Genomic DNA, 14618 nt, shown 5'->3' on the forward strand with positions numbered 1-14618 from the left:
GTGGTTTTCGTCAGTGTCCGTGCCCGGCGGGCATCGGCTCCGGGGCGGGGGGCACTGCGGCGCCGGAGCTCTGCCCGGCGGTCAGGGTGAATTCGGCGGTCCGCACCACTCCATCGTGCTGGAAGTCCAGGAACAGGCGGTAGTCGCCCGCGCTCGGGGTGGTGACATAGAAGTCGATGCCCGGACCTGGTGCGGTGACACCGTCACCGGGATGGCCGTCCGGGTGCACGTGCAGGTAGCCGAGGTCGGCGGCCCGCAGGGCCACCAGGTGACCGTACGCGCCGAGGTAGGGCTGCAGATCCGTCACCGGCTGCCCGCCGCGGGCCACCGACAGGGTGACCTTCGAGGCCTGACCCGGGGTGAGGGTGCCGTCGAGGGTGACGGTGTACCCGTCGACCACGGTGGCTGCGGCAACCGGGGGCAGGGGCTGCGGATCGTAGGAACCGGCGACCTGCAGGTCGGCGCCCAGGGTCACGCCGTCACCGCCGGCGGGGGTGAAGTCGGCGAACACCCGGTACGCCCCGGCGCGGGTCAGATCGAGCGGAACGGACCAAGTTCCGGCGGCGTCGAGTACCGGGTGCACGTGCTGGTATCCGGTCAGGTCGCGGCGCACCGCGATCAGATGTAGTTGCTTGTCGTGGCTCTCCACGTAGCGGGTGACGGGTGCTCCGTCGGCGCCCAGGATGCGGAACCGCAGTGGCACGTCAGCGCCGGCGGGAACCTGCGCCGTGTCCAATGCCAGGGTGTATCCGCTGTCGGTGACCATCAGTCCTCCAGGTGTTTGTTCGGCGACCGGTGCGCCCGTAATCGAACCGGGTCCGGCGTCGTGGGTTGAGGTGTCGTGTGTATCGGCCGGTGCGGGCACCTCGGGGCCGAAGGCGGCCCCGGCCCCGAGGGCGAGTGCGAAGACCGCGGCCAGGCCAACGGTGAAACCGGCGAACTTCGACGATGCGTTCATCGTGGGAATCTCCTGTCCGGGTCTGGGTGTCGGCCGGTCAGCCGGCGAGCTGGTAGCCGGCCTCGTCGACTGCCCGGGCGAGCGATGCCTTCTCGATCGGGGAGTCGGAGTCGATTACGACCCGGCCGCTGGCGAGGTCGACGTCTACGGCGGTCACGCCGGGGATGTTGCCGATCTCTTCACGGACCGAGGAAACGCAGTGCCCGCAGGTCATTCCGGTGACGGTGACGGTGGTGGTGCTCATCGATGTCCTTCTTTCTTCGATTCGTTCGCCAGGTGCGATCGGGGGTGCCGCGACCCATCTACAGACTTACCATACCCCCCTACGGTATGCAAGGCGTAAGGGTCAGGACCTGTGCTCCCCGGGTCTATACCCCCGGGGAGTGCCCGCGGGTGCTCGGTGGTGGCGTCGCCAGGAAACCGGGAGTGGGGTCGCCGCGCGAGCAAAGGGGCGCTGGTGCCGCGTCCGTGGGGGCCGGAGGATGCGATCGCGGCGCGAGACGCCCCCGTCGATCGTTCGCCAGGCGGTGTTGTCACGGCCCAGTCTGTTCGGGAACGGAATTCTCTCGGCGACTTCGGGACGACCGCCTCTTGCGCTTCGTACTATACCCCCCTATGGTACGGACATCGCTGAGGTTGCCGAGCGGCATCTAGGAGGATTGCGATGTGCACAGAAGAAGATAATTCGCCCGAAAGATCCGATCAGACCGCGATTTCCGCGGACGCCTGGGGTCGGGGGCTTCGATGTTGCGGGTAAGCGTGCCACCGCACTCGCCATCGTTCATCTCACAAATACCCCGTACCGGTAAGGAATTATTGTCATGTCTACTCAGGTTTCACCCACACGCAAGTGGTGGGCGCTGGCACTGATCGCCGCAGCCCAATTCATGGTCATCATGGACACTTCCATCATCGGCATCGCGCTACCGAAAATGCAGACCGACCTCGGTTTCTCCCAGGAGAACCTGACCTGGGTTTTCAACGCCTACGTCATCGCCTTCGGTGGACTGCTCCTGCTCGGCGGACGCCTGTCCGACCTGTGGGGCGCCAAACGCATCTTCGCCACCGGCTGGGTGGTTCTGCTCGCCGGATCGATTACCGCCGGCGCCGCCGGGAACGTCGGCACCGAACTGGCCGGACGCGCCATCCAGGGCGCCGGGGCCGCACTGATCGCACCCTCGGCACTGACGCTGCTGATGATGCTGTTCGGTTCCAACCAACAGGAATTGACCAAGGCCCTCGCCGTCTACGGTGCCGCCGCACCCGCCGGCGGTACCGCCGGTGTGTTCCTCGGCGGAATGATCACCGAATATCTCAGCTGGCCATGGGTGTTCTACATCAACATTCCCATCGCCCTGATCGCCCTCGCCGCGACACCGCTGCTGATGCCCAACGCCCCCGCCCGATCCGGATCGATCGACATTCTCGGCGCACTGACCGTCACCGCCGGACTGGCGCTCGCCGTCTACTCCATCGTCCGGGCTCCCGAGGTCGGCTGGGGCTCCGGTCAAACCTGGGGATACCTCACCGCGTCCGCGGTGCTGCTGGCCGCGTTCGTCCTGACCCAGTCCCGGCGCCGTGACCCCCTCATGCGCTTGGGAATCTTCGCCGCCCCCAACCTCGCCGCCGCGAACATCGCCCAGCTGCTGCTCGGTGCGGCGTGGATCCCGATGTGGTTCTTCCTGAACCTGTACCTGCAGCAGGTGTTGGGGTACAGCGCCTTCCCCGCCGGCGCAGCACTCCTCCCGATGACGACACTGATCATGCTCGGCATGATCGTCATCGCGCCGCGGGCTATGCAGCGGTTCGGAGCGAAACCGATGATCGTGACCGGTTTGATCGTTCTTGCGATCGGGCTGGGGTGGATGGCACTCGTCCGGCCCACCGGTAATTTCTGGGTCGACGTGCTTCCGGCTTCCCTCGTTGCCGCAGCGGGTATGTCGCTCGCCTTCATTCCCTCCCTCGGCACGGCGATCTCCGCCGCACGGCCCGAAGAGGGCGGATTGGCGTCGGGCATCGTCAACGTCAGCTACCAGGTCGGCTCGGCACTCGGCCTGGCAACCATGACCGCCGTCGCCGCCTCGTTCGGCGCCAACCAGATCGGTAACCTCCCGGAGTTGACGAACGGATTCTCAGCCGCGTTCCTCGGCGCCGCCGTCATCGCCCTGGCCGGGGCGGGAATCACCGCCGTATCGATGCGCACGGCCCAACCGGACACGGCCACGGAACCGGTCCTCGAGCAGCACTGACCACACGACCAGGGGGGTGGGAGTCGGCCAGGCCCGGCTCCCACCCAATGCTGATTCCACCCCTGCCGGCACCGTCTCAGGTCACGGTGATCGAGCGGGTGTGCCAGCCGGAGGCACCGTCCGGGATCGGTGGGGTGCGTTGTTCGGTTTGGGTGTTGCCGTCGAGGTCGGTGGCCCGGACCTGCAGGGTGTGCAGCCCCGGTGTGGCCTGCCACTGCCAGGTCCATTGCCGCCAGGTGTCGAGGGAGTACTGCGGGGCGAGGGCAGCGCTCTGCCAGGGACCGTTGTCGACCCGGAGTTCGACGGTGGCGATACCGCGGTGCTGGGCCCAGGCGGTCCCCGCGACGAGGACCGGTCCGGGGCTGGTGGGGGCGAACGCGGCGGGTACCTCGATCCGGGATGCGGTCTTGATCGGTGCACGTACCGCCCACCCGCGTTGGGTCCAGTAGGCCTGGGCCCGGTCGAAGCGGGTGATCTCCCAGTCCACCACCCATTTGGTGGCCGAGACGAAGCCGTACAGCCCCGGGACGACCTGCCGGACCGGGTATCCGTGCTCGAAGGGTAGCGGCTGGCCGTTCATCGCCACCGCGAGGATCGCGTCGCGCCCGTCCCGTAGCACCTCGAGTGGGGTTCCGGCGGTGTATCCATCCGAGCTGCGGGAGAGCAGCATGTCGGCGTCGGCGGCCACGCCGACCTCGTCGAGTATCTCGGCGATCGGATATCCGATCCAGGTGGCGTTCCCGGCGAGGTTGCCGCCGACCTCGTTGGACACACACGTCAGGGTGATCACCCGTTCGACGGGTTGCCGGGCGATCAGATCATCCCAGCCCAGGGTGATTTCGCGGTTCACCATGCCGTGGATACGCAGCTGCCATTGCTCGGTGGTCAGCTGCGGGACCTGCAGCGCGGTGTCGATGCGGTAGAAGTCCTGATTGGCGGTGACGAACGGGGTGGCGCCGCGAATACCGATGTCGGTGCCGGCAGGGATCCTCGGCGCCCGCTGCGCGGCCGGGACCGCCGGAACCGTGAAGTTGCGCCGGTCCGCGGCCGCCCCGACGATTCGCGCACCCAGATACCGTCCGGCCGCGGCGGCGGAGGCGGCCGCCGCCGCGGCTGCCGCGGCCCACAACAGGAAACTGCGGCGCGGCAGCGGGGAGTCCGCGGCAGCGGAATTCTCGGGAACGCGGGCGCGAGTGGTCAGTACCCGCAGGACGAGGATCCCGGCGATCAGACCGGCGACCGTAGGTACGGCGAAAATCCAGGTGGCACCGGGCCGGTGGGTGGCGGCATAGATTCCTAGACCGCCTAGGGCAACGAGGATGGCGCTGCCGTAGGGGGCGCGGGGTTGCTCGACCATGCCGGCGACCGCCGCGATCAGCATGATCAGCACGCTCATGCCGATGAACAGGGCGGGTTTGTCGTTGGTGCCGAAGGTGGTGATCGCGAACTCCCGCGCCCACGCCGGGCTGCGGTCGACCGTGGTCGCTCCCACCGCGAAGAACGGTGACGAGGCGGCGCCGACAAGGACCGCGACCAGCTCCCCGACCCCGAGCACCACGGCGGCGGCGATCACACCGGCCAGGGCCCGGGAAAACAGATGCCGTCGCCGGCTCGGCCGCTCGCCCACGGAGGGCCGTTCCCCGGTGCTGATACTCATGACAGTCGTCTCCTGTCGTCGTGTAACCGGGTATTCGGCGCCACACCGTGGTCCGGATGGGTGGATGAAGTCGACCGGCACCCTGCGGCCGCTGCAGCAACTCCGGCACGGCCGACTTCGGCCGCGGACCTGCCCGATGCGCGGGCGGCTGAAAATTATTCGTTGCCAACCCATCCGGGCGGGGGTACCGCACCGAATCCTCGATGACGGTTCAACAACGTGACGGCCCTGTCTGGGCCGTACGCCTGGGAAGTGGTGACTGCAACAATGATTACCTCACGTATGACAGCGGCGGCGAGCATGGCCGCGATCGCGGTGCTCGGCCTGTCGGCCTGCTCGTCCGACGATTCCGATTCCGCGCCCGAATCCGCCGGAACGTCGGCGCAGACCTCGGCGCAGACCTCGCCGGAGATGACGTCCTCGACGCCGATGTCGGCGGATCCGGCCGCGAACCTCGTCGGCCCGGGATGCGCGGGATACGCCGAGCAGGTGCCCACCGGGGCGGGATCGGTGGCCGGGATGGCGCAGGATCCGGTCGCCGTGGCCGCCTCCAACAACCCGATGCTCACCACCCTGACGCAGGCGGTCTCGGGACAGCTGAACCCGCAGGTCAACTTGGTCGATACCCTCAACGGTGGGCAGTTCACGGTCTTCGCGCCAGTCGACTCGGCGTTCGCGAAGATCGACCCGGCCACGATCGAAACCCTCAAAACCGATTCGGACACCCTGACGAAAATCCTCACCTACCATGTTGTCCCGGGCCAGCTCGCCCCCGATGAGGTCGACGGCCAGCATCCCACCGCCCAGGGCGCCTCACTCACCGTCACCGGGTCCGGTGACGACCTGAAGGTCAACGACGCCGCGGTGATCTGCGGCGGGGTGAAGACGGCCAACGCGACCGTGTACCTGATCGACACGGTAATGATGCCGCCGGCGCAATAATCCCGCCCGCACAACCTATTCGGCGCCTGTCCCTGACTGTCGGGTCTCTTCGTCAGGAGCGCCAGCCATCAGCCTCAGTGGGGCGGTGCCGAATACCGAACGGGTGCTGCCTCGACCCCCCCGACAGGGGCAGCACCACGATTCTGCCCGCTGCCCTCCGCGGTAGCGGGCAGAATCACCCCGGCGTCCTCGCAGCCCTCACAGACCCAGGAAAGAGCTGGCCTGGAGTAGGTTTCGTTGTCACAGGGGCGGCAGGTGCGGTGCTCCGGGGTATCGACCAGTCGGTCTCCGGCGGCCCCGCCGAGGACCTGCCCGGGGCCTCTGAAGGTGTGGTAGCCGATGAACGCCGAACTCGTGTCCATGGCGTACCCCTTCGCCCTCGACGCTCTCGACGACACCGACCGCAGCATCCTGCTCTGCGATCTCGGTGCCGCCGACGAGGACACCCGCACCGCCTTCGCCGACGAGGTCCGGCACATTCGGGAAACCCTCGCCGCCCTCAGCTGTGTCGGTGCCATCGAGCCCCCATCATGGATCCGCACCGAACTGCTGGCACGGATCCACACCCGCCCGCACCCGGTGGCACTGGGCCAGCGGTATCGGCGTCGCTGGCGGAGCACGCTCGCCGCAGCGGCCGCGGTCGGGTTGCTCGCCGGTGGGGCGGTCATCACCGGCACTCTCACCGACACAGCGCCCGGTGTCACAGAGCAGCAGATCCTGCGGGCGGCCGACCTGCAGGTGTCGACCGTCGTCACTGACCAGGGCGGTTCCGCGACCATCGGTTACTCACCGTCCGCGGACGCGGTCGTGGTGACCCTGCAGAATGTGCCTCCACCCGCCGCGGACTCGGTCTATCAGATGTGGTTGATCTCCGAGGCCGGGGCACCGCACTCGGCCGGGTTGTTCACCGGTGAGCAGATCAACCCGGTCACCACCATGACCGTCGACGACGTCGGAGCAATGTCGGCGCTGGCGTGGACCGTCGAGCCACCCGGTGGCTCCGCGGGGCCCACCACCCGGCCCTTCGTGACCCTGCACGTGAACTGATTCTCACCTCACCCGTCCTCGATTGCATGCTGCACGTCAACCCCTGTGCACCAGTCCAATCCGATCACGGTGTGCAAGAGCATTCCTCCGCCATCGGGCAGTGCGATGACACAGATCGACGAAAAGGTCGTCGCGCCGGGAATTTCCGAAAGAATCGGACCGACGGTCCCGGCCACCTCGGCGCCTGCGGCGGAGCCTTACCGTCGGTGGTCGTATTCGCAGGCCATGCGAATAACCAACTGACTAGTTGACATAGTATTCGTATTCGTTATCGGCGTATGAAATTGATTGGGGGAGCGGGCTTTTCACTAATCTGTCTTCGGTCTGAGCGTTCGTCGAGCAGGTTGCGCAGCGTGCGGTGATCGGAGAAATAGACTCCCAGGACCAGGCGACCGGAACGGCAAGCAGTTGCCGCCGTACGCGGCACCCGGTCGCGGTGGAGCTCCGTGGGCGCGGCCGGGGTTGTTCGGTGCCACGGCACGGTGATGCGCGATAGTGGCAGGGTTCGGACTCGGTACGCCCGATGAAAGGAGGTCTTCTGGTGTCATTGTCGCTGGCCGCGTTGGCGGATTTGGCCGAAGAAGAGGGCCAGGGCACGGTCGAGCTGTTTGCGCCGCGGGTGCGGTTCCGGAGTGTGGGCCACAGCGACCTCGACGCGTGTCTGGACTGGTTCGCCGAACTGGTGATGACGGTGGACATCGACGACGCCGACGACGTGGTCGTCGGTTCACTCGACTTCACGGTGATCCGTCTCGGCACGCAGGATCCGATCGCGTTGTGCCTGGACCAATTCGATGGTGATCACGAGATGCTGGCCGGGTTGTTCGACGGCAATCAACTCGCCGAGCAGGTCGAGGAACAGTTCGAGACCCTGACCGTTGTCACCGAGGCGGTCCTGATCCCGAATATCGCGTTCGTCACCGAACCGCTGCGGGGCCACGATCTGGGTCTGTGGCTGGTGACTGAGACGATTCATCGGATGCTGCCCACCGGGATGGTGCTGATGTGGCCCTACCCGGTGCTCGGCACCGACCCCGACCCGAACGCCGGCTTCGACTCGGATCCCGACGCGGACTCCGCGCAGATCACCGCGCTCGACAGCGCCATCGGCCGGCTGGCGGACCACTTCGGGCGGTGTGGGCTGACCCCGGTCGAGTCGGCGCCGTGGGCGCTGGGCATGTCGACTGCCTTCGAGGCGCTCCGCGTGGCACGGTCGGGGCTCGGTGTGGTCCGTGCCGCCGCGGTGTCGCTGACGCTCGAGCAGCTCCGGGCCGCGTCCCCGCCACCAGCACCGGACGAGTAACGAAACCGACGCGAAATTGTCCGCCGACCCCGGGGAGAGCCGATGCGCGCCCTTCGTTCCTCTGGACCGGTTGGGGTGCGCCATTGTGGTCGCGATCGGCGCCGAGGAGACAACGCCCCCGTCCACGCTCGCCGCAATACGGCGATGTGCTCTCACCTTCGGATGTGTGCGAGCGTCTCGGACGGTGGCGGATGAGGGCCTTGATAGAAAGAGGGTGTTGATACCGATGGTGAGCCTCGAGGGGGGCGTGTGCGTTTCAAAGATGAGCACCCAGAGTTGTTTCGCCAACTACATCCGACCCGCAATGTCGGGGTCGATTTCGATTCGATCCCGAACTCGTCCCAGGAGATGCTGTGGTGGCGATGCCCTGTCGGTCACGAGTGGCGCGATACACCGTTGCAACGGCGATCGCATGCGACGTGGAAGAAGGGGGACCCCCACGCCTGCCTGTACTGCATCGCCCCGGGTTGCATCGTGCACAGTTGCGGTCACCGCAGACTCCTGCCCAGCGAAACCACCTTTCGTGTGCTCGCCCACCCGTGCGACAAGTGCGAGGTCACAGAGCACACCCGCCTGATCCTCGGCGCGCTCGACGATTCGGCTGCGGCCGCGGTCCGCATCCTCGACGACAGCCCCCTCTACGCCCTGTTCTGCGGCACGGCGGCCGACACCGTCGACTGGTGGGAAGAGATTTTCCCGCTGGTGGAGGCATATTTCGTGCGGATGGTCAGCGTGTACGTCGCAATTGCGACTGTCGAGCATCGTTCCACTACGAGCTGTCCGACATCGACCGTGCTCGGCGCGTGCATGCTGCGCATCCTCGACGCGCTGCCGCAGGACTATCGGGAGGAGATGCACTCGGCCGTGCCGGAGGATGCCGGACAATTTCGTTCCACACATCTTCCCGGCCGGCACACTGCCGGGGTCGGATGGGCGCTGAAGAAGCTCGGCTTCGACATCCTCGACACAGCCCTACCGGACGATATCGAGCGGCGCGTGCAATTCGTCGAGCGACAACGCTTCTCCGCGACCGGTGAGTTCCCTCCGGTCAACCTCGCGCACAGGCACTATCCCGCCTTCATCCACCTTCCTCGGAACCGCGACAAAGGGGCAGTGTCTGAACTACGGGGATTCCGCCCGAAGCAGCTCCCACCACGGATAACGGCCCTACGGGTCACCCTCGACGAATCCTCACCCGCCGAGAGCGATGACCCCCTCGGCCGAACGCACGTCGGTTACGCTCCAGAGCTCACGCCGCAGGAATTGTGGGAGCGGGGACGCGGAGTGTGGAAGTTCCGGGCTGATCACGTCGCTGCATCAACGATCGTGCTCATGGTGCACGACAAGACAGTTGTGCTGGTGGCATCGATTACCGGACTGACCCTGCACCGCGGCGGCCTGGCCATTCTCGGTGAGCCAATGACCGATCACCCTCTCATCGGTAAGCCTGACCCGCTGCATACACCGAATCCCCTTGCTTACGGCGTCATCAAGCCGTGAGCGGACGCGACCACAGCACGACCGGTGTTCCGCAGTGAGGACTCGTGCAGTCGAGCTCTGATCGCGCGCCAATGAGCTCACGGGATCCAGGCACATCCGACCTGGGTAAAGGTCAACGGTCAGTGATGTCTCATGAACGTGTGTGTGGGGGGATCTGATCGGTCGGCCATCTCCGCGCAGACCGACGCTCACCGCAGTTCCCGTGCGATCGCTCGGGCCGCACGGCGAGCCTGCTTCGCCGCGAACCCGATCTGCGACGGCCTGGGCACGAACCCGATGAAACGCAACCTCTCGGCGGCCGGCTTTTCACCGGTGGCGTGTGGCCAACCTCGCTCGTCCAGTACGCCGAGGTGTCCGACCAGCTTTTCGAGTTCCTGGCGGAACCCCGTCGCGCAGACCATCGCCTCCGGGTCGATTCGCACACCGTCCACCAGCCACACGCTGTCCGCGTCGAGTGACTCGACTCCGCGAACGACCTCGATGGACCTGTCTCGGATCGCGGCGAGGAGTTCCTTGTCGACGATCGCCGGTGCCACGCCGAGGCGGGCGCTGCGGGCGAAGATCCCCTCGTCGGGGATCGGTAATCCGAACTCGCGCAGGTCGCCGATGCTCCTCTCCCGGCCGAACCGAGCGATTGCGTCCGCGATAGGGATCGGGGCATGGTAGAGCGGCGTCGCGATGAAGTCTCCCGGTATGCCACCAGGTCCCTGGCGGAGCATGATGTTCGGCGGCGTGCGAGCCGAAAGCCAAACCTTTGCCGCGCCTCCGGTGGCGAGGTCGTAGGCAATTTCCATGCCCGAGCAGCCCGCTCCCACCACGAGGACCCGTTTCCCGTTGTACTGCGCGGGATTCCGGTACTGCGAGGAATGAACCAGGCCGCCCCGCCAGTCCCCGCGTCCGGGCCAGTCCGGGACGAAGGGCTCATGATCGAAGCCGGTCGCGACCACCACCTCGGCAGCGTCGACCGAACCGGCAGCGGTGGTCAACCGCCAGTGCCCGTCCGTTAGGTCGAGCCGTTCCACCGGGCAGCCCAGGCGCAGCTCGATCCCGTCCGCACGTGCGTGCCGCTCGAGATGCTCGATCACCTGTTCCCGTGTGGGAAAGGTCGGTGTGCCCTTGGGGTAGGGGCGGTTCGGCAGGTGGGAGAACTGCCTGCCGGTGTTCAGTCGCAGCCGGTCATAACGAGAGTGCCACGACGAACCGACTTGGTCGGCTCGGTCGATCAGCACCGGGGTGATGCCACGGTCGGCGAGGGCCACCGCCGCCGCGACCCCGGAGGTGCCGGCACCGACGATTGCGACTTGATGCTCGCTCATCGTGTGCTCCTTGGGTGTTGTCTTGTTTTCATGCGGTTTCGGCGACGATGACGCTCATCGGGCCGGTGAGCGAGCGATGGTCGCGGTAGCGCCAGCCGGTGTCCTGCAGCCAGGCGATCCCTTCTCCGACGCTGTAGACGTCGCCGTGTTCGAGGAAGGCCGCGAATTCGCCCGCCATCAGGGCGGCCGCGACCGGCTGGGTGTGGGTGGGGTCGGTCCAGAAGTCGGCAATCAGCAGCGTGGTGCCGGGTGAGGCGACGTCGCGAATGCGTTGTAGCAGCGCACGATTCTGCTCCGGCGACCAGTAATGCACCAGGTTCGCGACCAGGAAGGCGTCGTATCCGGCGGGCAGCGGGTCGGCCATCGCGTCGCCGGCGCATACGTCGATTCGCCCCTCCAGCCCGACCGACGCGATGCGGTCCTGCGCGATCTGGGCAACCGCCGGCAGCTCGAACACGGTCGCGCTCAGTTGCGGGCAGTGGCGCGCCACCGCGATGGACCAGGAGCCGGTGCCGCCGCCGATGTCGAGGAGTCGATGACTGCCGGACAGATCGACCGTGTCCGGCAGGGCGAGCGAGGGGCCGGCCGAAAACGCCTCGATACCGATCGAGGCGATGGGTTGCAGGGCGGCGTCGAGGTCGAAGATCTGGCGTTTCGGCCCGCGGGCGAGTGCGCCGGCCAGGTCTTCCCACGCCGGGAAGCTGATCTTGTCCCAGAACCGCAGCAGCGGACGCAGGTCGGCGGGCGATCCGCCGGCGAGGAACGCGGCCGCCGTCTCGGTATTGACATACTGTTCGCCTCGGCGTTCGAGCATACCCAGCGCGACCATGGCGTCGGCGCTGATCCGGGTGGCTCGGGCAGTAAGCCCGGTGCGGGCGGCCAGGCCATGCAGGTCGGTGGGGCCCTCGCCCAACGCCTCGAACAAACCGAGTTCGCTGGCGGCGAAGAGGTGTTTGGCGGCCATGAACCCGGACGCCAGCTGCATGATCGGCTCCGGGTTAGGCAGGTCGTGGTCGGTTTCGGCGGAGGTAGGGGCTGTCATCGTCATGAAACCAGCGTCGTCGTTGTCGGTTCTCCCGTCATATCCCTCAATTCTGGGGAATTCACCCAGATTTCTGGGGGTGGGCAGCCCTGACCTGCTGCGATACACTGCGGGACATGGCGCAGAGCTTGCTGCCACCCGTCCGCGATCAAATCTCGCGTGCCGCCGCCGACCAGCTGGACTGGGTGGGGTACAGCGCGCGAATGAGTGAGGCCCTGCGCACGGTGATCCCACATGACCGCTGCTGCTGGCACACCGTCGACCCGGGCACCATCCTGTTCACCGGCAGCGTCAACCGGAACGTTGGGTGTTCCGGATCCTGGTTGGCGCACTACGAATACGAGGTCGAGGACGTCGATAAGTGGGCGTTTCTTGCGCACAGTGGCCGCCTGGCGGGTGCACTGAGTCTCGATACCCACGGAGATTTGTCCCGCAGTGCACGGCACCGTTCGCACGAGGCGTACGGAATCGGCGACGAGCTGCGGGTCTCCCTGGTGTCGGACGGGGTCTATTGGGGTGCAGCGGCATTCCTGCGCGATGCGGGCGCGCCGTGGTACACCGCCGAGCACGTCCGCGCAATCGCCGCGCTGGCGCCCGCGCTCGCGACCGGTCTGCGACGTTCGATGCTCCACGAGGTCGAGGCCGCCGTGACGACCGTGGACTACGGCCCCGGCGTGGTGGTCTTCGACGCCACGGGCAACCCGGAATCGGTCTCACCCGCCGCGGAACGCTGGATCGACGAAATTGTCGAGGTCCCGGCGCCGTCGACGCCGTTCGAATCGAAGGTCGTGCAGGCCATCGCGGCCCGGGCGCGGGCGATCGAACCGGGCACCGATCCGCTGGAACTTGCCGCGCGCTCGCGGGTACGCACGCGATCCGGCGCCTGGCTGTTGCTGTACGGGACCAGGCTTTCCGGCGTCGAAGACGGACGCACCGCCGTCATCATCCAACCCGCGACGCCGCAGGAGATCGCGCCCGTCATTGCCATGGCCTACGGACTGTCCCAACGCGAATGCCATCTCACTGCGCTGTGCATCCAAGGGCGATCGACACGGGAGATGGCGCACGCAATGTCGTTATCCATCTACACAATTCAAGACCACATGAAGTCGATCTTCGACAAGACCGGGGTGCGTAGCCGCGGGGAACTGGTGGGGCAGATATTCCTCGAGCACTACGCGCCACGCTGGGAGCTTGCGGCATCTCCGCCATCCGGATGGTGGGCGAAGGGCATCAACTGAATCCGCCGGACACGGCCAATGGCGCGCCAACCAAGAAGGTTCACCGCCCGAACCATCTCTCCTTCCACGACGCTGGCTCACCGACAGTGTGTCGTCGACCAGGAAGGTGCCCCTCGCACATTCTGTCACCGCCGCAGCGAACGGAGGTGGCCCCGATTCCCTCGGTTCGTCCTGCAAGCCCATCCCAATTCACACGACCAACAGCCGGCTCCGCGAGTCCGGAAAGGCAGCGCCATATAAAGCCGCGAAAATCAATTCCACTTATCGCCGTGAGCCGCAGAATGTGCTGGTCAGCGCGGTGTCGAAAACGATCTAATCTCGACAACTTTGCAGTCCCAGCCGGATCCATGGCTGCAACCCATGTGGCCATGTTCGCGCTGGCGCTGCGGCAACGCGATCGACGGGAAGCGCTTGGCCAGGTGCCGTGGATCGTCGTCGCCGCCTTCGGTTCGGTAAGCGCTTCGGCGTGCTCTGGGAGGAAACAACATCGGTATGCGTGCTGTCGATGCGAGAGCGACGAGGAGGGGGGCCCACCCGATCAAGGATCCGCCCATTAGCCAGCCCCTCGAAGCATCCTCGTCCTCCAGTTATCCGAACAGACCGATGTGCACCAGGATGAATCCCATGCGGACTAAGTTTCAGGACCAGCTCGATGCGCTGACCGACCGGTTGGCGTCGATGTGTCACCTGGCAGGCCAGGCGATCGAGGTGGCGACCGATGCCCTGGTGCGGGCGGACCTGCCCGCGGCTGAGCGGGTCTTCGACCTGAACGAGCAGATCGAGGCGTTGCGGGGGCCGTGCGAGGAGCAGGCGATGACGCTGCTGGCGTTGCAGGCTCCGGTCGCGCGGGATCTGCGGCAGGTCATCACCGGGGTGCACCTGGTGGCGGACCTGAGCCGGATGGGTGGGTTGGCTCAGCATGTGGCGGAAAGTGTGCGTCGCCGGTATCCGAATCACGTCACCTCTGGTGAGGCCGAACAACTCCTCGGGCGGATGGGCCGGTTGGCGGGTGGGTTGGCGGGCCTGGCCGAGCAGGTGCTCTGGACCCGAGATCCGGAGCTGGCCGCGGAACTGGATCGACGTGATGACGAGCTCGACAGTCTGCACCGTGAGCTGTTGGAGCTGATTCAGGATCCGGCCTGGACCGACAGCGTCACTGTCGCCGTCGACGTGACCTTGCTGGGCCGGTTTTACGAACGGTTCGGTGACCACACCGTGGTGGTCGGCCGCCGGGTGATCTTCCTGGTGACCGGAGAACCGATGGCGCAATAAGTTGTGCATCGGTGTCACGATCGGCGGGGGGAACTTCCGCCAGGCGGCGGTGTGCCGGTTCGCGTTCGGAAGCCGCCGGGTAGCTCACGAC

12 protein-coding genes and 1 pseudogene are annotated in these 14618 nt (G+C 66.6%); 8 read left to right on the plus strand and 5 right to left on the minus strand.

The window, feature by feature from the left end; genetic code table 11:
* Positions 1 to 10: 10 nt before the first annotated feature.
* Both L1080_RS36200 and L1080_RS36205 read right to left on the minus strand, forming a co-directional pair.
* On the minus strand, positions 11 to 958 hold the full coding sequence (locus L1080_RS36200) for a hypothetical protein (RefSeq protein WP_250773578.1): 948 nt from the start codon (positions 956 to 958) through the stop codon (positions 11 to 13).
* 37 nt (positions 959 to 995) lie between these two features.
* The gene (locus tag L1080_RS36205) at positions 996 to 1202 is read right to left on the minus strand and encodes a heavy-metal-associated domain-containing protein (protein WP_159924667.1); all 207 of its coding nucleotides are present in this window, start codon (positions 1200 to 1202) and stop codon (positions 996 to 998) included.
* Between the two features lie 577 nt (positions 1203 to 1779).
* Between L1080_RS36205 and L1080_RS36210 the strand changes: the two genes are divergently transcribed.
* Entirely contained in the window at positions 1780 to 3207 is a 1428-nt protein-coding gene (locus tag L1080_RS36210; RefSeq protein WP_250773580.1) for an MFS transporter, read from the plus strand.
* Positions 3208 to 3283: 76 nt separating this feature from the next.
* On the opposite strand, the gene L1080_RS36215 is transcribed toward L1080_RS36210, so the two are convergent.
* Positions 3284 to 4864 (minus strand): molybdopterin-dependent oxidoreductase, encoded by a 1581-nt coding sequence (locus L1080_RS36215; RefSeq protein WP_250773582.1) that lies wholly within the window; start codon positions 4862 to 4864, stop codon positions 3284 to 3286.
* Between the two features lie 267 nt (positions 4865 to 5131).
* On the opposite strand from L1080_RS36215, the gene L1080_RS36220 reads away from it, so the two are divergent.
* The 4 genes from L1080_RS36220 (at position 5132) to L1080_RS36235 (ending at position 9656) form a co-directional block, all read left to right on the plus strand.
* The gene (locus tag L1080_RS36220; RefSeq protein ID WP_250773584.1) at positions 5132 to 5806 is read left to right on the plus strand and encodes a fasciclin domain-containing protein; all 675 of its coding nucleotides are present in this window, start codon (positions 5132 to 5134) and stop codon (positions 5804 to 5806) included.
* A gap of 339 nt (positions 5807 to 6145) precedes the next feature.
* Positions 6146 to 6853, plus strand: coding sequence for an anti-sigma factor (locus tag L1080_RS36225; protein ID WP_250773592.1), 708 nt, complete (start codon positions 6146 to 6148; stop codon positions 6851 to 6853).
* Positions 6854 to 7394: 541 nt separating this feature from the next.
* Positions 7395 to 8156, plus strand: a complete 762-nt coding sequence (locus L1080_RS36230; RefSeq protein WP_250773594.1) for a hypothetical protein — start codon at positions 7395 to 7397, stop codon at positions 8154 to 8156.
* 249 nt (positions 8157 to 8405) lie between these two features.
* Positions 8406 to 9656 carry a zinc-ribbon domain-containing protein gene (locus L1080_RS36235; protein WP_250773596.1) on the plus strand — a complete coding sequence of 417 codons (1251 nt, stop codon included), beginning with the start codon at positions 8406 to 8408 and terminating at the stop codon, positions 9654 to 9656.
* A 188-nt stretch (positions 9657 to 9844) separates the two neighbouring features.
* Here the strand turns inward: L1080_RS36235 and L1080_RS36240 are convergent, their stop codons facing one another.
* Positions 9845 to 10972, minus strand: a complete 1128-nt coding sequence (locus L1080_RS36240; RefSeq protein ID WP_250773598.1) for a flavin-containing monooxygenase — start codon at positions 10970 to 10972, stop codon at positions 9845 to 9847.
* Between the two features lie 28 nt (positions 10973 to 11000).
* Positions 11001 to 12020 carry an acetylserotonin O-methyltransferase gene (locus L1080_RS36245; RefSeq protein ID WP_250773600.1) on the minus strand — a complete coding sequence of 340 codons (1020 nt, stop codon included), beginning with the start codon at positions 12018 to 12020 and terminating at the stop codon, positions 11001 to 11003.
* 110 nt (positions 12021 to 12130) lie between these two features.
* On the opposite strand from L1080_RS36245, the gene L1080_RS36250 reads away from it, so the two are divergent.
* The 3 genes and pseudogenes from L1080_RS36250 to phoU all read left to right on the plus strand — a co-directional run bounded on the left by L1080_RS36250 (position 12131) and on the right by phoU (position 14527).
* On the plus strand, positions 12131 to 13255 hold the full coding sequence (locus tag L1080_RS36250; protein WP_250773602.1) for a helix-turn-helix transcriptional regulator: 1125 nt from the start codon (positions 12131 to 12133) through the stop codon (positions 13253 to 13255).
* Positions 13256 to 13588: 333 nt separating this feature from the next.
* Positions 13589 to 13713: pseudogene (locus L1080_RS36255) on the plus strand (DUF3703 domain-containing protein); the annotation flags it as partial.
* Between the two features lie 166 nt (positions 13714 to 13879).
* Positions 13880 to 14527 (plus strand): phosphate signaling complex protein PhoU, encoded by a 648-nt coding sequence (gene phoU, locus L1080_RS36260; protein ID WP_250773604.1) that lies wholly within the window; start codon positions 13880 to 13882, stop codon positions 14525 to 14527.
* Positions 14528 to 14618: the final 91 nt, after the last annotated feature.

The sequence above is a fragment of the Rhodococcus sp. MSC1_016 genome (genome assembly GCF_023667485.2).
GTDB lineage: Bacteria > Actinomycetota > Actinomycetes > Mycobacteriales > Mycobacteriaceae > Rhodococcus_F > Rhodococcus_F oxybenzonivorans.

Bases quoted from the DNA above. Each gene is read 5' to 3' on its own strand.
- L1080_RS36220 (WP_250773584.1), top strand. From the start codon at position 5,132: ATGATTACCTCACGTATGACAGCGGCGGCGAGCATGGCCGCGATCGCG.
- L1080_RS36250 (WP_250773602.1), top strand. From the start codon at position 12,131: ATGGCGCAGAGCTTGCTGCCACCCGTCCGCGATCAAATCTCGCGTGCC.
- L1080_RS36205 (WP_159924667.1), bottom strand. From the start codon at position 1,202: ATGAGCACCACCACCGTCACCGTCACCGGAATGACCTGCGGGCACTGC.
- L1080_RS36240 (WP_250773598.1), bottom strand. From the start codon at position 10,972: ATGAGCGAGCATCAAGTCGCAATCGTCGGTGCCGGCACCTCCGGGGTC.
- L1080_RS36215 (WP_250773582.1), bottom strand. From the start codon at position 4,864: ATGAGTATCAGCACCGGGGAACGGCCCTCCGTGGGCGAGCGGCCGAGC.
- phoU (WP_250773604.1), top strand. From the start codon at position 13,880: ATGCGGACTAAGTTTCAGGACCAGCTCGATGCGCTGACCGACCGGTTG.
- L1080_RS36245 (WP_250773600.1), bottom strand. From the start codon at position 12,020: ATGACGATGACAGCCCCTACCTCCGCCGAAACCGACCACGACCTGCCT.
- L1080_RS36210 (WP_250773580.1), top strand. From the start codon at position 1,780: ATGTCTACTCAGGTTTCACCCACACGCAAGTGGTGGGCGCTGGCACTG.
- L1080_RS36200 (WP_250773578.1), bottom strand. From the start codon at position 958: ATGAACGCATCGTCGAAGTTCGCCGGTTTCACCGTTGGCCTGGCCGCG.
- L1080_RS36225 (WP_250773592.1), top strand. From the start codon at position 6,146: ATGAACGCCGAACTCGTGTCCATGGCGTACCCCTTCGCCCTCGACGCT.